Raw genomic sequence first — 19,339 nt, 5'->3', positions numbered from 1 at the left:
GTTAATAATTAATAGTGGTTTGTATAATATACCCTGTATACTCATCAAAAGAGTATAATGTTTTATCATCTTCTGAAATGCTAATTTGACTAACTTCTTTATCCAAAATTATTTTTTTTATAGGGTTTAAATTCCAATCAAAGACAAAAATATAATTTCCTTGATTCCATTTTTTGTCATTAGCATTTTTTCCTGAGTATAATAAATAAATATACTTATTAGTTTTAGTCCCTGAAACAAAGGCAAATTTAGTTTTATCATTAGGCAACCAATTGTTGTTATAAATTCTAAAATCCGAATTAAACGTTTCAGGCCCTTGTAATGAAGTGCTTTTTTCAGTATTTAAGTCGAATATTTCTATTATATCTGTATGATAATATGCTAGAGCTAACTTATCTCTTGTTGGTTTTAATAAAGGATATGTTAAGCCTGCCTGAGCAATAATGTGTGTGGGCATATCATTTGGATTACTTTTTAATTTACCAAGATCTCTAATTATCTCTCCAGTTTGTAAGTCAATTATTTGTATTTTAAACTTTGAGGTTCCATTCCCTGTTGTAATACATTGCAAATCATCTGTTAAAATAGCAAAGTAAAATTGATTTTTTTTAAAAGAATACGTTATTAATTCTGATTCGGAGTTGCCTAAAATTGCGTTATTTTTGTCTAGTATTACTATTTTTTTTCCTCTAGCGTCATTTATCCCTAAATAATTATCATAAAGACTGATATTAGCCATGTAAATTATCTCACTTGGACCTCTTCCTTTACTTAAATATGGGTTTGAAAATTTATTTGTACTCAATGAGTAGTTCTGTAAATATTTTTTTTGACTACTTGTATAGCTACCAATAATTAGAGTAGAATCAATAGGTATTATATATGTACTGGATATCCAAATGTAAATTCAACTAAGTTTTTAAATTCAACCTTTTCCTCTTTTGGAAATTGTGAAAATGTTTTAATATTATCACTGATTATTATTTTTCTTTTATCACAAGCTCCTATAAATAGAAACAACATTAATAATAGAAATATTTTCATATTTTTAAACATGGTAAAAAGATAACCTATTTAAGATTAAATTAATGAGTTATTAATAAGTTCTGTTTTATTGGATTCCAAGTTATAGGACAATTGTATATCATTCTAATAATTGAACTGTGCCAAATTGTTTGTTTTGATTGTAAACTGTTTATGCGATGGGACAAATTCGCCATAACACTTTTTTTTTGGCATGTTTTTATTTACATGTGTCGGTATCGTTCTTAGCCATGATTTAACTTGGTAAACAATGATATGGAGTTTCTTGAAATTCTTTACATTATTACTTTCAACCTGTGTGATACTACAGGTTGTTTTTAAAGGCAAAGGCACGTAACCACGCCATTTGTTTGTAAACACCTTTGCTGAAGTAGAAATATGTTCTTCAAATATTAGGGTAAAGCACTTTGAATAATCATCATCTATGGATTTTATATGGACACGTTTTACTTGATGCTTATTGGTGAACTCTACTGCTATTACCGCCTTTTTCTTTTATTACCATAGCTTCTGCCTTGTTTTCCGTCCTCTTTTCCTCCAAGGTGAATTCATTTACATGAACTAAATCTGCTAAGGGATATTTCTTGGTACTTTCCATAGCCTTGCGAAACTTTTGCATAAAAAACCATATTGAAGGCTTTTTGTAAACCGAACTTAATTTTATTTTACTATAACCCTTTTTTAGAACAGAATACTAATTTAAATCCCCTCAAAATTAATTTTTTTGAGGGGATTTAAATTAACTAATATTTATTAGGCCTGGTTGTAGGAGCAGAACCATTATCAAAATCATCATCGTCATATTCAACTAAATTCCAATCAGCATCATAATAATAACCAGGAGCTGTGGGTAGAAAATACCCGTCTTTAACATTTCCACTAGCAGGTCCCCATCCATTTCCAGTTGGACTTTTATAATGCTTATAAAGTTGACCTTCATACGTTCTATAAAAATCTTCAGCATTTGCAGAATTAATTTTTAATAAACTGGCCAATTCGAAATCCTCATTGGGGGTGGTGATTGGTTTAATATTTGCAAAGAATAAAGCTATAGCTACAACCACTGTACCTAATAGCGCTTTTGTTAATTTTCTCATTTTAGAATTTTTTAATGCATTGAAATTTGGCTAAATATAATGTTTTACATAGACTATACAAAAGTCTATGTAAAAAAACAACATATTATCTTAAGCTGTTAAATATTTAACAGCTTAAGATAGCCATTATAAGCTAGGTAATTAAAATAAGCAGAATAGTGGCGATGCCTACTTTTTTCTGTTGTGCAAACGCAAATGGTTAAACGAACTGAAAAAATCTTCCAATAAAGAGGTAACAATTAATGAGGAAGTGTTATCTAAAGATGACGACGCCCAAGAACTGGCTTTTGAAACTTCGGTATTTGGTGAAAAACAAAAACTGTTTGCCGAAATGTTTGCCCAATTAGGCGATGCCTGCAAAGATTTGCTAAAAGCTACTTTTAAAATTAAATCTATGGAAGAGGTAGCCAAGAGTTTAGGGGTGACCTACGCCTATGCCCGAAAGAAAAAATCGTTGTGCATTGGCAAACTCACCGAACTGGTTCAAGGGTCGCCAAAGTTTAACCAACTTAAAAATTAAAGTTATGGACGACCAAAATTACATACTATTTGAAGCCTACCTCGCCAACGAATTGTCTGCGGAAGAAAAGCTCAATTTCGAAAATCGATTAAAAACCGATGCTGAATTTAATCAGTCGTTCCAAACCTTTAAAGAATTGTCTTCCTTTTTAGAGCATAACATTGGCAACAAAGAGGCTTCTGTGGCTTTTCAGCAGAATTTAAAGAAAATTTCGGCTGAACATTTCAGTAAAAATACGGTTGCCGAAGAAGTGGTAAAACCTAAGGTGAGAAAACTTAATTTTTATAAATACGCCATAGCCGCTTGTGTGGTTTTGCTTTTTGGAATTTTTGTGTTCAATCAGTTTTCAACGCCAACCTATTCCGATTATAATGATTTTGGCACCATAAGTTTAAGTGTTCGCGGAGAAAATGATACTCTTTTAAAAACCGCCGAAACGGCTTTCAATAATAAAGATTTCGCTAAAGCGGAAGCAGCTTTTGCCGAGCTTTTAAATTCGGATACCGATAATGCGGAATTAAAACTCTATCGAGCCATTTCGAATATTGAGTTGGATGCTTTTGAAACTGCTGACCAATTGCTGAACGAATTGCGCAACGGAAATTCTGCTTACAAAAACGAAGCAACTTGGTATTTGGCGCTGAGCAAACTAAAGCAAAAGGAAATTGAGGCCTGTTTGGAAATTTTACAAACACTGCCTGAAGATGCCGACGATTACAACCGTGCCCAAAAATTAATGGGTAAGTTGGATTAGAACATTAACAGTCGTCATTCCGAACAAAGTGAAGGAATCCTTAAAATTAAAGTTGTTGATTGTGAGATTACTTCGAAATAAAAATTTCTCGCAATGACGTTTGTTGATTCTTTTTTGGGTCGTTTCCCCATAATTTTTTACAAACCAAAATAGATTTTGCAAAGCCGCTTTAATACAAGTGGCTTTTATATTTTTGCACCATGATAATTACAGACACCCACACCCATTTATATAGCGAAGCTTTTGATGACGACCGAAGTGAAATGATAAACAGAGCCATAGGCCAAGGCGTGTCACGGTTTTTTATTCCTGCCATCGATTCTGAATATACCGAGGCCATGCTTCAGTTGGAAAAAGACTTTCCGGAGAACATTTTTTTAATGACCGGCTTGCATCCTACGCACGTAAAACCCGAAAGTTGGGAGGAGGAGTTGAAGCACGTTGAGGAGCTTTTGGGGCAACGAAAATTTTACGCCGTTGGCGAAACGGGTATTGATTTGTATTGGGATAAATCGACTTTAGAGATTCAAAAAAAAGCATTCAAACGCCAAATTCAATTGGCAAAACAATACAGCTTACCTATTGTGATTCATTGTCGAGAGGCTTTCGATGCCATTTTTGAAGTTTTGGAAGAGGAGAAAAGTGATGATTTATTCGGGGTCTTTCACTGCTTCACCGGAACGTTGGAGCAAGCACACCAAGCGCTGTCGTATAATATGAAGCTGGGCATTGGCGGCGTGGCGACTTTCAAAAATGGGAAAATTGATAAATTTCTCAATGAAATAGACTTAAAGCACATTGTTTTGGAAACCGATGCGCCTTATTTAGCACCAACCCCTTTCCGCGGCAAGCGAAACGAAAGTGTATATATTATAAAGGTGTTGGAAAAATTAGCGGACATATATAATAGGTCTGTCGAAGAAATTGCCGAAATTACAACCAAGAATTCAAAAGACGTTTTTGGCATATAATTTATGAAGAACAAAAAACCGAACATACTCCTTATATATACAGGAGGCACCATTGGTATGGTGAAAGATGCTGAAACAGGTTCGCTCAAAGCATTCAATTTTAAAAATCTGTTAACGCGCATTCCAGAAATCCAACTATTGGATTGCCATATTGATACCGCGTCTTTTGACAGTCCGATTGATTCAAGTAACATGAATCCCGAATATTGGGTGCAAATGGCCGAAATCATTGAAAGCAATTACAAGGCGTTCGATGGGTTTGTGGTTCTTCACGGCAGTGATACCATGAGCTATTCGGCTTCGGCATTAAGTTTTATGTTGGAAAACTTGGCAAAACCTGTGATTTTTACGGGGTCGCAATTGCCCATTGGCGATTTACGTACCGATGCCAAGGAGAATTTAATCACGTCGATTCAATTAGCATCGCTGCAGGAAAACGGTCGGCCCGTTGTAAAGGAAGTGTGTTTGTATTTTGAATATAAATTATACCGCGGCAACCGTACAACAAAATTAAATGCCGAACATTTTCAGGCGTTCGCCTCGATGAATTATCCCGAGTTGGCAGAATCGGGTGTGCATCTAAAAATGAACAAGGAATATTTGTTTCAGCCCAAAACAGACAAAGCGTTAAAAATTAATAAAACGTTTGATAATAATATTGCCCTAATAAAGTTGTATCCCGGGATTTCGGATTCAGTGGTTAAAACTATTTTTGGCACACCAAACTTAAAAGGCGCCATCATTGAAACTTATGGCGCAGGTAATGCAACCACCCAAAAGTGGTTTGTCGATATTTTAAAGGAACAAATTTTAAAAGGTATACATATTATTAATGTTACACAATGCCCAGGTGGAAGTGTCATGATGGGGCACTACGAAACTAGCAATGAGTTAAAGGAAATTGGCGTTGTTTCGGGTAAGGATATCACTACAGAGGCCGCATTGACGAAATTGATGTATTTATTGGGGACAAATACAGTAAACGGTAACACGTTCAAAACCACGTATGAAACTGCGCTGTGCGGAGAAATCTCGTAAAATTAACTTTCAAAATTTTAGCAATCGAAGATTTTTTCGTTATTTGACCCCTGTTAATTAAGATGATTAATATACAGAGAGGTGGCCGAGTGGTCGAAGGCGCACGCCTGGAAAGTGTGTATACGTCAAAAGCGTATCGAGGGTTCGAATCCCTTCCTCTCTGCTGTTATTTTATTTTTAATTGCTTTTTTTTTATATCTTTAACACTTTAACTAATAAAATTAAGATTTTAGAACATGAAAAGATTATTTTCAATCCTAGCCATAACAGGAATAATGGCATTTGGAACGGCTAATGCAACAACCATTGCAAACTCGAATACCGCTGTTACAACCACAGTAGCTGTGACTCAAGAAGAAGATACAGCGCCAGCTGAAGAATCGTTAGGTTTTCACCAAGAATTAAAGAAACGTTTTATTGAAGGAGGCCCTGGGTTTATGGGTATCGTATTGTTATGTTTGATTTTAGGTTTAGCCATTGCCATAGAAAGAATTATCTTTTTAAACCTTTCAACTACAAACACAAAAAAGTTAACTCAAGAAGTAGAAGATGCGTTAGCTTCAGGTGGTGTTGAGGCTGCAAAAGAAGTTTGTAGAAACACAAAAGGCCCTATTGCATCAATTTTCTATCAGGGACTAGATAGAACTGACGAAGGTATAGATGCTGCTGAAAAAGCTGTCGTAGCCTACGGTGGTGTTCAAATGGGACAATTGGAGAAAAACGTATCTTGGATTTCATTATTTATCGCTTTGGCACCAATGCTTGGTTTCATGGGTACTGTAATTGGTATGATTCAAGCATTCGATAAAATTGAAGCTGCCGGAGATATGCAGCCATCACTTGTTGCAGGTGGTATTAAAGTAGCACTTTTAACAACAGTATTTGGTCTTGTAGTAGCAATTATCCTTCAAATTTTTTACAATTACATTATTGCTAAAATTGATAGTATTGTTAACGATATGGAAGATGCTTCTATCACGTTAATGGATCTATTGATTAGAAATAAAAAGTAATAATAATTGAAAACTAAAAAATTATGGGTTTACATAAAATATTAAAAATAGTAGCCTTCGCTCTAGCCATTATTGGTGCCATTTTTGCACTAATGATTATGGCTGGTGATGAAGAAAGCGCACAAAGTATGAGCGGGAATATGCTGTATGTAGCCTATGCAGTTTTAGGTATTGTGCTTTTATTGGTAGTATTGTTTGTTATCAAAGGCTTGTTTGCCGGTAACCTTAAAAAAACATTACTTACCGTTGGTGTATTTTTGGCCATTGTATTTATCTCTTATGGTATATCATCGGGTACAGATTTAAACTTAAAACCGTTTATAGATAAAGGTGCAGACGTAACCGAATCAACATCTAAAACTGTGGGCGCTGGTTTATATACATTCTATATCCTTGCTGTTTTGGCAATTGGATCGATGTTATACGGCGGAGCAAAAAAAATATTTAACAGATAAATTATGGCGAAAAGAGCAGCACCAGAAGTAAATGCAGGCTCCATGGCCGATATTGCTTTCTTGTTATTAATATTCTTTTTGGTAACAACAACTATTGAAACCGATTCTGGATTAAATAGAAAGTTGCCTCCTATTGAAGAAACCGAACCTCCTATCATCAAGCAAAAAAACATCTTTACCGTGCTTTTGAATGGTAAAGACCAATTGTTGGTTGAAGATGAAATTATGGAGTTAAAGGATTTAAGGGAAGCTGCCAAAGAATTTTTAGATAATGGAGGCGATGGATCATGTAGTTTTTGCAAGGGTAAAAAGAATCCTGATTCTTCTGATAATCCAGACAAAGCTATTATATCGTTAAAGAACGAGCGTGAAACGACTTATAAAACGTATATCGCCGTACAAAACGAGCTTGTAGCAGCATATAACGAACTTAGAAACAGAAGGGCAGAAGAGCTTTACGGACAAACATTTGCTGAAATGGAAGCAAATTATAATGACGTAAATTGGCCTGGAAACAAAACAAAGCTTAAAGATCAAATCGAGCAGATAAAGCTTGATTATCCGCAAAAGCTTTCTGAAGTACAATAGATAAAATTTAACATTCAACAATATGTCTAAATTTAAGAAGAAAAAGGGAGGCGATATACCTGCTGTAAACACTGCAGCTTTACCAGATATCGTATTCATGTTATTATTCTTTTTTATGGTAGCCACTGTAATGAGGCAAAACACCCTTAAAATTGAAAATAATCTGCCCTATGCCGATCAGGTTGAAAAGCTTGATAAAAAAGATTTGGTAATGTACATTTATGCAGGAAAGCCTAGTGCCAACTATAAGCAGTTTGGTACCGAAGCTAGAATCCAGCTAAATGACGATTTTGCCAATGTAAGTGATATTGCCTCGTTTATCGCAGAAGAGCGTGCTTCTAAACGAGAAGAATTGGTTCCGTTTTTAACCACTGCATTAAAAGTTGACAGTGAGGCCAATATGGGATTGATTGGTGATATTAAATATGAACTACGTAAAGTTAATGCACTAAAAATTAATTACACTACAAAAAAAGGAAGTGTACTTGAAAACCAATAATTTTACATTCTTAATTTTATAGAAAAAGGCGTTTTGAATATTCAAAACGCCTTTTTGTTTTTTATATTTGGTTCAATAATGCCCATTCTACATGAAACGATTTGTTGTAGTCATACTTTTTTTTGTTTTTGGTACTTTGTATAGCCAAGATCAATCGGTTAAGGAAATTGATTCCCTTTACAAAGAAGACCATTTTTATGCCGGGATAACGTATAACGTATTGGTCAATAAACCTTCTAACGTAAAGCAAAGCGGTTTTTCGTTGGGCTTTAATTTAGGTTTCATTAAAGATATGCCCGTTAATAAAAGTCGCACTTGGGCCATTGGCGTTGGTTTGGGCTATTCGGCCAATTCATTTAACGAAAATTTGTTGATCAGTAAATCAAATTCTGGTGAATTCAATTATAGTGTTATTGAGGATAAAGAAACCTATAACAAAAACAAGTTTGCATCACATCTTGTAGAATTGCCCATAGAACTCCGTTGGCGAACATCTACACCCACCGATTATAACTTTTGGCGCATTTACACCGGTTTTAAGCTAGGATATTCTTTTGTTAATACCAATAAGCATAAAGGCGATTTGGGAGATTTTAAATACAATGACAATCCGGATTTTAACAATCTTCAGTATGGCTTAACATTAAGTGCTGGTTACAACACTTGGAACTTTCATTTGTATTATGCCTTAAATCCCATTTTTAACAACGATGCCCAACTTAGTGGGAGCACCATCGATATGAGCGCCATCAAAATCGGTTTGATGTTTTATATTTTGTGATTAGGACTCTAAATACTTTTACATGAAAAAACTAATCTTTTTATTTTTTGCATTGTTGCTTGTCAATTGTCAATACGGAGAAAAGGCACAAGGGGATGATTATCAGGCTGAATTTGCTAAAAGCATATCACACAAATTACTTTCTTCGCAGAAAGAAGGCGGATTTTATGAATTAACTAAAGAAGAAGCAACCGAAAGAATGATTCAGGGGTTGAATGAAGCCGTTCAAAAAGAATCGTACAAAAGAATAAAACAGGCTTTTGGGAATTACAAAAACCTAGAATTAGATACCATATTCGCAATTAAGGAAGATCAAACCTATCATGTTTTTAGGTTTAAAGGAGAATTTGAAGTTAATGAAAAGGTTGAAATACGAACAGTCCTAAATTTGGAAGGGAAACTTGCAGGTTTTTTTGTTGTGCCTTGGAAAGAGGCGTTTTAGTATTTTACAGCCAATAATTTACCAAAATAAGTTGTGGTATAATACCAATAAAAACCCCGAAAAGAAGCTCTTTATAGTCGTGAGCCTTTACATGTAGGCGTGAAGTGGCAACAGCGCCCATAACGATGCACATAAGGCCTATGGTGCCGTTTAGGTTAACGCTAAAATGGATGCTTAACGCCACAAAAAACATAAATACACCAGAAACAGCAACCATGTGTAAACTCACCTTAAATTTGATAAGGGCCATTAATAAGCAGGCCATGTTCGAAATGAGCACCCCAATAAAGAAAAAATAAAGTTCGGAGGACAGCGAAGGTTTTACAATGCGCTGTAACACAAGCAATAGAATACAGCCGTACAGAATTAAAGGGTAAATCCGTTCGCGGGCGGTTTGCAGGTGAATACTGCTTACTCTTCCTAAGGTTTTCAGTAAAAAGTAAATTAAAATGGGCAGTATAAACATTAAAATACCAAGGGCAATTAGCTTACCGTAAACCACTTCAGATGAAATATATCTGGGCGATATTTCAAAATAAAACCATGCCGCAAACAAAGGCATAATAAGCGGATGAAAAACATACGAGATGCTTTTTAAAAGTTTATCCATTATATTTTTTTACGGAGTCTAGCCACTGGAATATCCAATTGCTCACGGTATTTCGCTACAGTACGCCGGGCAATGGGGTAGCCTTTTTCTTTTAATATAGATGCTAGATTTTCGTCTGTTAAAGGTTTTCTCTTGTTTTCTTCGTCGATTACGGTTTCTAATATTTTTTTGATTTCGCGGGTAGAAACGTCTTCACCTTGATCGTTTTTCATTGATTCTGAAAACAAATCCTTTATCAAAATAGTGCCGTAGGGCGTATCGACGTATTTGCTGTTTGCCACTCGTGAAACTGTAGAGACGTCCATGTTAATTTCGTCTGCGATATCCTTAAGGATCATAGGCTTTAAATTGCGCTCGTCGCCTGATAAAAAATAATCCTTTTGATAATGCATAATGGCACTCATGGTTACAAACAAGGTTTGCTGGCGTTGCTTAATAGCTTCAATAAACCATTTGGCAGCGTCTAGTTTTTGTTTGATAAAGAGTACGGCATCTTTCTGCGATTTCGATTTGTCTTTAGCATCTTTGTACCCTTTTAACATGTTGTTGTATTCTCGTGATACATGCAATTCGGGAGCATTTCTTCCGTTAAGGGTAAGTTCCAGTTCGCCATCTACTATTTTTATGGCAAAATCGGGTACTACGTGTTCCACAATGCGGTTGTTTCCAGAATACGAACCTCCTGGCTTCGGGTTTAAATGCTCAATTTCAGAAATAGCACCTTTAAGCTGTTCTTCGGTAATATCGAATTTTTGAAGTAGTTTTTTGTAATGCTTTTTAGTGAATTGGTCAAAGGCATTATCGATAATGTCAATGGCCAAATCGGTATCGGCATTTTTTTCTTTACGATGTAATTGTATGCTTAAACATTCTTGTAAATCTCTTGCCCCAACACCGGCAGGGTCTAATTGGTGTACTTTTTTAAGTACCTTTTCGATGTTTTCTTCGGTGGTATAAACGTTTTGAGTAAAAGCCAAATCGTCCATAATATCGCTTAAACTTCGTCTTATATAACCACTTTCATCAACGCTGCCTACCAAAAATTCAGCAATATCGCGTTCTTCGTCAGTTAATCGGTAAGTGTTTAACTGATTTAACAAGTGCTGTGTAAAGGACGTTCCTGCCGCATAGGGCATGGTTTTGTCGTCGTCATCACTGCTGTAATTATTGGTTTGGGTACGATAGTCGGGAACTTCGTCGTCGCTTAAATATTCATCAACATTTATTTCATCAGCTTCAATGGTTTCGTTGTCATTGTATTCGTCTGCCGAATTATCAAAATCAGAATCCAAATCGTCTCTGGTATCATCCTTTCCACCTTCCAAAGCAGGGTTTTCTTCCAACTCTTGCTTTAAGCGCTGCTCAAAAGCTTGCGTAGGCAGCTGTATCAACTTCATTAATTGAATTTGCTGCGGCGATAGCTTTTGTGATAATTTGAATTGTAGTTGTTGTTTAAGCATGTTTTGATTAAGGCTTGTTACTCAAAGATAAAAAAAGGGTATATTATTCCAAAGCCGTGCCAAATTACATTTTTTTTAATTTTTTTGTTAAAATTCTGCATTTTGTGGCGTACGCGGAAACGGAATCACATCTCTAATATTACTCATGCCGGTTGCAAACATTACCAAACGCTCAAAACCTAAACCAAAGCCAGAGTGGACGGCAGTACCGTATTTACGTAAATCGAGGTACCACCAAAGTTCTTCTTCCGGAATATCTAAAATGGCCATTTTCTGCTTTAAAACTTCCAACCGTTCTTCACGTTGGGCACCTCCAACAATTTCGCCAATGCCTGGGAAAAGAATATCCATAGCACGAACGGTTTTGCCATCGTCATTAAGGCGCATATAAAAGGCTTTAATATTGGCCGGGTAATCAAACAGAATTACGGGGCACTTAAAGTGTTTTTCAACCAGAAAACGCTCGTGCTCGCTCTGTAAATCGCAGCCCCAATCGTCTATTAAATATTTAAATTTTTTCTTTTTATTGGGTTTACTGTTACGTAAAATATCGATAGCCTCGGTATAGCTTACACGCTTAAAATGGTTGTCGGTAACAAAATTCAGCTTTTCGATAAGCCCCATACTGCTGCGTTCGGCCTGTGGCTTGGTTTTGTCTTCGTCTTTTAAGCGTTTATCTAAAAATTCTAAATCTTCGCGGTTGTTATCTAAAATATATTGGATAACCGATTTCATAAAATCTTCTGCTAAATCCATATTTCCCGCCAAATCCATAAAGGCCACTTCGGGCTCAATCATCCAAAATTCTGCTAAATGCCGGGAGGTGTTCGAGTTTTCGGCACGAAACGTGGGGCCAAAAGTGTACACTTTACCCAGTGACATGGCGTAGGTTTCAGCTTCCAACTGTCCGGATACCGTTAAATTGGTTTCTTTTCCGAAGAAGTCTTCAGAATAATCGATATTTCCGCTATCGTCTTTTGGTGGATTTTTTAAATCCAAACTGGTTACCTGAAACATTTCGCCAGCGCCTTCGGCATCGCTACCCGTAATAATGGGCGAGTGCATGTAGTAAAACCCGTTGTCGTTAAAATATTTGTGAATGGCAAACGATAATGCCGATCGTAGTCGCATTACGGCACTAAAGGTGTTTGTTCGGGTTCGTAAATGGGCGTTTTCCCTTAAAAATTCGAAAGAATGTTTTTTGGGCTGTATAGGGTATTTTTCTGGATCCGAATCGCCTAAAATAATCAATTCCTGGGCCTGAATTTCAACGTTTTGCCCTTTGCCTTGACTCTCTACCAACTCGCCTTTTACGTGGATTGCGGCTCCGGTGGTAATACGCTTTAGGGTAGCTTCGTCAAAATGTTCAAAATCTACAACGCATTGAATGTTGTTTAGCGTAGATCCGTCGTTTAGGGCTATAAATCGATTGGCCCTAAAGGTTCTTACCCAACCTTTTACTTCAACATCTGGTGTAACAATATCTTCGGTTAATAGCTGTTTAACTGTTTTAGATTGCATACCTTTAAATTTATATGGTAAATATAACGGTTTAAAAGAAGAAAAGTCAAATTACGAATTCTAAAAAAGTAACAGATTTTTGGCGTATACTTTAGATTTTTTCGTCTTCGTCCTCCTCGGGAATAATATTGATGGATGGCTTTCTTAAGACTTGCTTGTTGGCAATATTACGTTCTAAAGATAGCAGTAAAGATGGAAGAAGTAGTAAATTAGACAACATAGCGAAAAGCAAAGTGGCCGAAACCAAAGCACCCAAAGCTACCGTACCTCCGAAACTGGAAATTGTAAATACCGAAAAGCCAAAAAAGAGCACGATAGAAGTATAAAACATGCTCACGCCCGTTTCGCGCAGTGCACCGTAAACGGAGACTTTTATTTTCCATTTGTTGGCTTGCAATTCTTGACGGTATTTGGCCAAAAAGTGGATGGTATCATCTACCGAAATACCAAAGGCAATACTAAACACCAAAATAGTTGATGGTTTTATAGGAACCCCCAAGTACCCCATTAAACCTGCCGTTACCAGTAATGGAAGAAGGTTTGGTATGAGCGATACAATAATCATTCTTGCCGAGCGGAACATATAGGCCATGAACAAAGCAATTAAAAGAATGGCCAAAGACAATGAAATGGCTAGGTTTTTAACCAAATATTTGGTGCCTTTTTGAAACACGAGCGCTTTTCCGGTCATCGTGACATTGTAGCGTTCTTTCGGGAAAACCTTATCGATTTTCGTTTGAAGGTTTTCTTCAATACGTTCCATTTTATCGGTGCCAATGTCTTTCATAAAAGTGGTGATACGAGCGTATTGCCCAGTGCTATCCACAAAATTATTGAGCAAATCTACATTTGAAGATGAGTTTTTGGCATACGATAAAATAAAGTTGTTTTCCTGTGAGGTGGGTAGTTGGTAATATTTGGGTTTGCCATTGTAATAAGCCTGTTTGGAATATTTTACCAAGCCCACCACCGAAATAGGTTTAGAAAGCTCGGGTGTTTCAACAATCAATTCCTCCAGTTCGTCCATGCGTTTCAAAGTAGAGAGTTTCATCACGCCTTTTTTACGCTTGGTATCGACCATAATTTCCAAAGGCATAATGCCGTTAAATTCTTCCTCGAAGAAACGAATGTCTTGAACAAATTCAGAATCCTGCGGCATGTCTTCAATCAAACTCCCCGAAATTTTGATTTGGTATATGCCAATAATGCTAATGGCCAACAAAATAACCGCCGTAAAATAAATGGTGATTCGTCGTTGCCTTACCATGCGTTCCATCCAATCTACAAAACCGCCAATCCAACGTTTGTTAAGGTGCTCTAAGTGGCGATCTTTTGGGAACGGCAAAAAGGTGTAAATAATGGGGATGATGAGCAGGCAAAGGATAAAAATGGCCAAAATACTTAATGAGGCTACCACACCAAATTCCTTCAGCAATTTGCTTTCTGTTAAAATGAATGTGGCAAAACCCGAAGCCGTGGTAACGTTGGTCATTAATGTGGCGTTACCAATTTTCGTAATAACACGTTGTAACGATTTTACTTTGTTGCCATGCAGCTTAACCTCATGTTGATATTTATTAATGAGGAAAATACAGTTGGGAATACCAATAACGATAATTAACGGCGGAATAAGCGCTGTGAGTACAGTAATTTCGTAGTTGAGTGCCCCAATAATGCCCAAGGTCCACATTACACCAATACATACCACAATAAGCGAAATAAAAGTAGCTCTAAAGGATCTAAAAAAGAAAAAGAAAATGATTGAGGTTACCAAAAGGGCCACACCTACAAACCACCCAATTTCATCTACAATAAGTTGGGCGTTTAAGGTACGAATGTAGGGCATGCCAGAAACCTTTACATCTAGATTGTGTGTGGCTTTAAAGGCTTCAATTTTTGGTAAAAGTACATCGATTACAAAGTCCTTTCGGGCCGCAGTATTAACAATGTCCTTTTTTAGGTAGATAGCACTACGAATAGTTTTGGTGTCTTTATTAAAAAGGAAGTTGTCGTAAAAAGGATATTTTTCAAAAAGTTCGCTTTGAAGGGTGTCAATCTCGGCTAATGAAGAAATTTCACCCTGTATAAAAGGTTTCAGTTTAAACTTTTCGCTTTCGGTATCCTTTACCAGTTTTTGAAGGTCTTTTATCGAAATGACCGTTTCTACAGCCTCGTCCGATTTAAAGCTGTGTGCAAGTTGATTCCAGGCGTTCAATTTTTCCACCGAAAAAAGACTACTGTCCTTAACGCCAAGTACTATTAAATTGCCCTCTTCCCCAAAGGTTTTTAAAAAATTGTTGTACACCAAATTAACCTCATGGTCGTCAGGCAGGAGATTGGCTTCGGTATAGGTAAAGCGCATGTTTTCCCATTTTTGGGATAGTAAAAATGTCGCTACGATTATCGCTGCGAGAATAATAATTTTATTGCGTAAAATCAATCGCGCAACAACATCCCAAAAGTCTTTTGTGAAAAGTTTTAACATGCTAGAGCCTGTTTAAATTCATATCAATCGTTTTTCTATGCCCCTTTTTGCTCATAATTTCGTTAAAATTTCATCAAGTAGCTTTGGCTATTATCTTCAATTTTGCCTCATTCTGCATCAAAAATGACCTATCGAAAAAGTCAATCATATAAATTCAAACAGGCTCTTAATAAAAAGTTGCGCAAAGGTAGAAAAAACCACTGCAAAACTTTATAAAGTGACGTTAAATGTAAATTTAAAAGCCACATTATCGTCAATTTGCGGCAAATGGTATGCCCCATAACGGTAGGTGAAACTAATACCGAAACCAAAGAGTAACTTGTTGAGTTCGAAACCCGATTCGGTGTAGCCTTTTTTGAGGGAATTAAAACTGATATTTTGATGCCTTTCTGGCTGAGCCATATCTCCAATAGCATATCGGGTAATTAAAACCATTTGGGGCTTAAAACGTTCGGAAATGTTAAACGGTCTTAAAAAATGTTTGAATTGAACGGTCGCAAATTTATCGGAGAAAAACTCATTGAAATACATGGTTTCAAAACTGTTTAAACCGGCAACCGAAAAACGTTGTAAAATGGTTTCTTTGGTGATATTATTGGGGTAGGCGTGATACAAATGCGTAATTGGGGTGTTGCCATTGGCGATGCCCGAAACTAATGTAATTTCTGAAAACGTATCGTTTTCGTCCCCGAATTTATAAAGCGTCCTGAAGTCGACTTTTGAAAACTCCAAATTGCTTTTAAAAAGGTTGTTAAAGCTTTTGGTGTATTGCAGGGTGAATTTTGGGTAGCCCTGTTTTGTTTGTGTTTTTCCTGTTTCTGAAGCTATAATTTTATTAAACGGGTCCCATTGCAAGGCAACTTTGGCGATACTCAAATCGAATGAACTGATAGTAGTATTGTTGAATTGATAAGCATATCTATAAGTGGGTAAAATATTGCTTACTGAAAACTCGGTTTCGGACAGTAGTTTAGGGTGTATTTCGTGATTGAACGAAATGGCTTTGGTAATGTGCCTATGGAAGAGGTCTATATTAAGCAAGCGGGGCTCAAAAAACTGAAAGAATCTGCCATCGGTTAAAAATTTGGTGCTGCCGGTTTCTTGTAAGTCGTCGGTATAGGAAAGGTTCACCCAACTATTTGTTTTTTCTGAAACCCTAAAACCGCCACCAAAACTGTACTTAAAGCGATGGTCTCTAAAACCATAAACCACGTAGGTGTTCAGACGATATTTTTCTGAAAACGCACTATTGGTTACTCCGCCAAGTCCGGTACGCACACCTTCGTATTGATTATATTTTATTAAATACCTTAAATCGGCATTGAAATATTTTGAGGGGAAATACCCGTTACCAATACTTTGAAGGAATTGGCGTTTTTTTAGCGAATCTTGCTGAATGGTGGTTTCGGTAATATAATCGGTTTGCGAGTTTCCAAAGCTTGAAACGCCAACAAAGAGTAGGAAAATAAAACGTTTTAGCATGGAACAACCTAAAATAATTCTGTTTATAAAAAAAGCGACTTAATTGCCGCTTCTTAATTTATACTGTCATGATTTCTTTTTCTTTATTGTCAAAGAGCTCATCAACTTTCTTAACGTAATTATCTGTGATTTGTTGTACGTCTATTTCGGCGTTGGTTTTCACATCTTCCGATACGTCATCTAATTTTTTGATGTCGTTCATAGCATCTTTTCTTGCCGTACGGATGCTTACCTTGGCATCTTCAGCTTCAGCTTTAGCTTGTTTTGCCAAAGTTTGTCTGCGTTCTTCAGTTAAAGGTGGTACGTTAATGATAATGGTTTCGCCATTGTTCATGGGGTTGAAACCAAGGTTGGCGTAAGCAATACCGCGCTCAATTTCCTGTAACATGCCTTTTTCCCAAGGTTGAACGGTAATGGTTCTGCCGTCGGGTGTGTTAACGTTGGCAACCTGACTTAACGGGGTTTGCGAACCGTAATAATCTACCATAACACTACCTAGCATGGCAGGACTGGCTTTGCCGGCACGAATGTTAAGGAACTGTTTTTTTAAGTGCTTAATAGCGTTATCCATAGATTCTTTAGCACCGTCTAATATAAATTGTATGTCTTCGTTCATCTTTTTAAGCTTTTAGTTGAAAATTAACCATTCAAAAATTACGCCAAATTATACGTTTACTTCAGTACCAATGTTTTCGCCAGAAACAACCTTAAGAAGGTTCCCTTTGGTGTTCATATCGAAAACAATAATAGGTAGCTTGTTTTCTTGGCTTAGTGTGAAAGCCGTGGTATCCATTACTTTTAATCCTTTTCTTAGAACGTCGTCAAATGAAAGGGAGTTGAATTTAACGGCAGTGGTGTCTTTTTCTGGATCGGCGTTGTAAATGCCATCAACACGCGTGCCTTTTAAAATCACATCGGCCTCAATTTCAATGGCGCGTAGTACCGCTGCAGAATCGGTGGTGAAATACGGGTTTCCGGTTCCGCCTCCAAAAATAACTACACGACCTTTTTCCAAATGGCGCATGGCTTTTCTTCTAATAAAAGGCTCGGCCACTTCATTAATTTTTATGGCAGTTTGTAATCGGGTAGGAATATCAATATCTTCCAAAGCACCTTGTAAAGCCAGTCCGTTAATTACGGTAGCAAGCATGCCCATGTGATCGCCTTGAACGCGATCCATGCCTTTGCTGGCTCCGGCAACACCCCTAAAAATGTTTCCGCCCCCAATAACTATGGCTACTTCTATACCTTTATCGGTAATGGTTTTAATGTCTTGTGCATATTCGGCCAATCGGTCTGGGTCGATACCGTACTGCCGACTTCCCATTAAGGCTTCACCAGATAGTTTGAGGAGTATTCTTTTATATTTCATGTGTTTTATTAAAGAAGTTGTGCAAAACTAAGCAAATTTTTTTTGATTTGAATTTTTAGAACTGCGGAAATTGGACAATTTTTATTTGAAATAATGACATTATAGGATATAAAAAAGCCACTATCCTAAAATAGAATAGTGGCTTTTGTTATTGGAGATTCTCCTTTTAAGTGAAGGAATTAATTATCCTACTGTAGCACGTTTGAAACCAGCGATTTCAACTTCGCCATAAGACGAAACGTATTCAGCAACAGTTTTCTTTTCATCTTTAATGAACTTTTGATCCAATAAGCATTGCTCTTGATCTAAAGTAGTGTTGTCTGAAACAAAACGTTGCATTTTTCCTGGTAAAATGTTACCCCAGATTTTTTCTGGTTTTCCTTCAGCAGCTAATTGAGCTTTAGCTTCTTCTTCAGCTTCAGCTAATACTTCAGGAGTTAATTGCGCCATAGAAATGTATTGTGGTACATTTTTAAGAGTTTTTCCTAAACGGCCCAATTCGATGTTTTCTTTTTCGATGACTGCAATTCTAGCTTCAGTTTCAGAAGCGATGTAAGCTGGGTCGAAATCTTTGTAAGACAAAGTAGTGGCTCCCATTGAAGCGACTTGCATAGCAACGTCTTTTACCAAAACATCGGCGTTGTCAACTTTTGCAGTTAAACCTACCAAAGCAGCAATTTTATTGATGTGAACGTAAGAACCAACGTAAGGTGCTTCTAATTTTTCAAAAGCGTTGATGTCTAATTTTTCACCAATCACACCAGTTTGCTCAACCAATTTATCGGCAACGCTCATACCGTTAAAATCGGCAGCTAAAAACTCTTCCTTAGAGTTGTAGTTTAAAGCAAGCTCTGCCAAATCGTTAGCTAAAGCCAAGAAGTTTTCGTTTTTACCAACAAAGTCTGTTTCGCAACCCAAAACGATGGCAACACCAGCGGTTTGGTCTGCATTAACTTTAGCAACAGCAGCTCCTTCAGAAGATTCTCTGTCGGCTCTTTTTTCTGCTACTTTTTGTCCTTTTTTACGCAATACTTCGATAGCTTTATCGAAATCGCCTTCAGCCTCAACAAGCGCTTTTTTACAGTCCATCATACCTGCACCGGTAGCTTGTCTTAATTTGTTTACTTCAGCTGCTGTAACTTTTACTGTAGTACTCATAGTGATTTATAATTTAAAAAAGTCGTTCAATTGATTTCCACAAAGAAAA

The 19,339-nt window shown here is 36.7% G+C and carries 20 protein-coding genes, 1 tRNA gene and 1 pseudogene; 11 read left to right on the top strand and 11 right to left on the bottom strand.

Translation table 11 applies throughout. The annotated features are described in order from the left end of the window. Window position 1: 1 nt before the first annotated feature. From HC176_RS11155 to HC176_RS11145, 3 genes and pseudogenes are all read right to left on the bottom strand, one after another. Window positions 2-871 (bottom strand): BF3164 family lipoprotein, encoded by an 870-nt coding sequence (locus HC176_RS11155; protein WP_425338201.1) that lies wholly within the window; start codon window positions 869-871, stop codon window positions 2-4. A 371-nt stretch (window positions 872-1,242) separates the two neighbouring features. Continuing rightward, window positions 1,243-1,723, bottom strand: a pseudogene (locus HC176_RS19990) (IS1595 family transposase); the annotation flags it as partial. A gap of 64 nt (window positions 1,724-1,787) precedes the next feature. Next, window positions 1,788-2,141: a hypothetical protein gene (locus tag HC176_RS11145; RefSeq protein ID WP_167918310.1), complete on the bottom strand. Its 354-nt coding sequence runs from the start codon at window positions 2,139-2,141 to the stop codon at window positions 1,788-1,790. Window positions 2,142-2,322: 181 nt separating this feature from the next. Between HC176_RS11145 and HC176_RS11140 the strand changes: the two genes are divergently transcribed. The 11 genes from HC176_RS11140 (at window position 2,323) to HC176_RS11090 (ending at window position 9,202) form a co-directional block, all read left to right on the top strand. Further along, a complete protein-coding gene (locus HC176_RS11140; RefSeq protein ID WP_342448687.1) occupies window positions 2,323-2,661 on the top strand; it encodes a sigma-70 RNA polymerase sigma factor region 4 domain-containing protein in 339 nt (112 codons plus the stop codon). Window positions 2,662-2,665: 4 nt separating this feature from the next. After that, window positions 2,666-3,415 (top strand): tetratricopeptide repeat protein, encoded by a 750-nt coding sequence (locus HC176_RS11135; RefSeq protein WP_167918308.1) that lies wholly within the window; start codon window positions 2,666-2,668, stop codon window positions 3,413-3,415. Between the two features lie 200 nt (window positions 3,416-3,615). Continuing rightward, on the top strand, window positions 3,616-4,386 hold the full coding sequence (locus HC176_RS11130) for a TatD family hydrolase (protein WP_167918306.1): 771 nt from the start codon (window positions 3,616-3,618) through the stop codon (window positions 4,384-4,386). Between the two features lie 3 nt (window positions 4,387-4,389). Next, a complete protein-coding gene (locus tag HC176_RS11125) occupies window positions 4,390-5,424 on the top strand; it encodes an asparaginase (protein WP_167918304.1) in 1,035 nt (344 codons plus the stop codon). Window positions 5,425-5,499: 75 nt separating this feature from the next. Then, window positions 5,500-5,587 (top strand) — tRNA-Ser (locus HC176_RS11120). Window positions 5,588-5,660: 73 nt separating this feature from the next. Continuing rightward, entirely contained in the window at window positions 5,661-6,437 is a 777-nt protein-coding gene (locus tag HC176_RS11115) for a MotA/TolQ/ExbB proton channel family protein (RefSeq protein ID WP_167918302.1), read from the top strand. Between the two features lie 23 nt (window positions 6,438-6,460). Continuing rightward, window positions 6,461-6,892 (top strand): hypothetical protein, encoded by a 432-nt coding sequence (locus tag HC176_RS11110; RefSeq protein ID WP_167918300.1) that lies wholly within the window; start codon window positions 6,461-6,463, stop codon window positions 6,890-6,892. 3 nt (window positions 6,893-6,895) lie between these two features. Beyond that, complete coding sequence (locus HC176_RS11105) at window positions 6,896-7,480, top strand: ExbD/TolR family protein (protein ID WP_167918298.1); 585 nt, start codon at window positions 6,896-6,898, stop codon at window positions 7,478-7,480. A 22-nt stretch (window positions 7,481-7,502) separates the two neighbouring features. Beyond that, a complete protein-coding gene (locus HC176_RS11100; protein ID WP_167918296.1) occupies window positions 7,503-7,979 on the top strand; it encodes an ExbD/TolR family protein in 477 nt (158 codons plus the stop codon). 91 nt (window positions 7,980-8,070) lie between these two features. Continuing rightward, a complete protein-coding gene (locus HC176_RS11095) occupies window positions 8,071-8,760 on the top strand; it encodes a porin family protein (RefSeq protein ID WP_167918294.1) in 690 nt (229 codons plus the stop codon). Window positions 8,761-8,782: 22 nt separating this feature from the next. Continuing rightward, the gene (locus HC176_RS11090; protein WP_167918292.1) at window positions 8,783-9,202 is read left to right on the top strand and encodes a hypothetical protein; all 420 of its coding nucleotides are present in this window, start codon (window positions 8,783-8,785) and stop codon (window positions 9,200-9,202) included. 4 nt (window positions 9,203-9,206) lie between these two features. On the opposite strand, the gene HC176_RS11085 is transcribed toward HC176_RS11090, so the two are convergent. The 8 genes from HC176_RS11085 to tsf all read right to left on the bottom strand — a co-directional run bounded on the left by HC176_RS11085 (window position 9,207) and on the right by tsf (window position 19,290). Beyond that, window positions 9,207-9,812, bottom strand: a complete 606-nt coding sequence (locus HC176_RS11085) for a hypothetical protein (protein WP_167918290.1) — start codon at window positions 9,810-9,812, stop codon at window positions 9,207-9,209. Continuing rightward, window positions 9,812-11,272 carry an RNA polymerase factor sigma-54 gene (gene rpoN, locus HC176_RS11080; protein WP_167918288.1) on the bottom strand — a complete coding sequence of 487 codons (1,461 nt, stop codon included), beginning with the start codon at window positions 11,270-11,272 and terminating at the stop codon, window positions 9,812-9,814. The genes HC176_RS11085 and rpoN overlap by 1 nt, the downstream gene beginning before the upstream one ends. An 87-nt stretch (window positions 11,273-11,359) precedes the next feature. After that, window positions 11,360-12,793 (bottom strand): asparagine--tRNA ligase, encoded by a 1,434-nt coding sequence (gene asnS / locus HC176_RS11075; protein ID WP_167918286.1) that lies wholly within the window; start codon window positions 12,791-12,793, stop codon window positions 11,360-11,362. Between the two features lie 91 nt (window positions 12,794-12,884). Then, complete coding sequence (locus tag HC176_RS11070; RefSeq protein ID WP_167918284.1) at window positions 12,885-15,278, bottom strand: efflux RND transporter permease subunit; 2,394 nt, start codon at window positions 15,276-15,278, stop codon at window positions 12,885-12,887. 210 nt (window positions 15,279-15,488) lie between these two features. Beyond that, on the bottom strand, window positions 15,489-16,760 hold the full coding sequence (locus HC176_RS11065) for a hypothetical protein (RefSeq protein WP_167918282.1): 1,272 nt from the start codon (window positions 16,758-16,760) through the stop codon (window positions 15,489-15,491). A gap of 58 nt (window positions 16,761-16,818) precedes the next feature. Then, window positions 16,819-17,376: a ribosome recycling factor gene (gene frr, locus HC176_RS11060; RefSeq protein WP_167918280.1), complete on the bottom strand. Its 558-nt coding sequence runs from the start codon at window positions 17,374-17,376 to the stop codon at window positions 16,819-16,821. Window positions 17,377-17,424: 48 nt separating this feature from the next. Then, window positions 17,425-18,132: a UMP kinase gene (gene pyrH / locus HC176_RS11055; RefSeq protein ID WP_167918279.1), complete on the bottom strand. Its 708-nt coding sequence runs from the start codon at window positions 18,130-18,132 to the stop codon at window positions 17,425-17,427. 183 nt (window positions 18,133-18,315) lie between these two features. After that, a complete protein-coding gene (gene tsf, locus HC176_RS11050) occupies window positions 18,316-19,290 on the bottom strand; it encodes a translation elongation factor Ts (RefSeq protein ID WP_167918277.1) in 975 nt (324 codons plus the stop codon). Window positions 19,291-19,339 lie beyond the last annotated feature (49 nt).

The organism is Tamlana crocina (assembly GCF_012037625.1).
The sequence above is the reverse complement of the archived record's forward strand: the minus strand, read 5'-3'. Positions and strand labels throughout refer to the sequence as shown.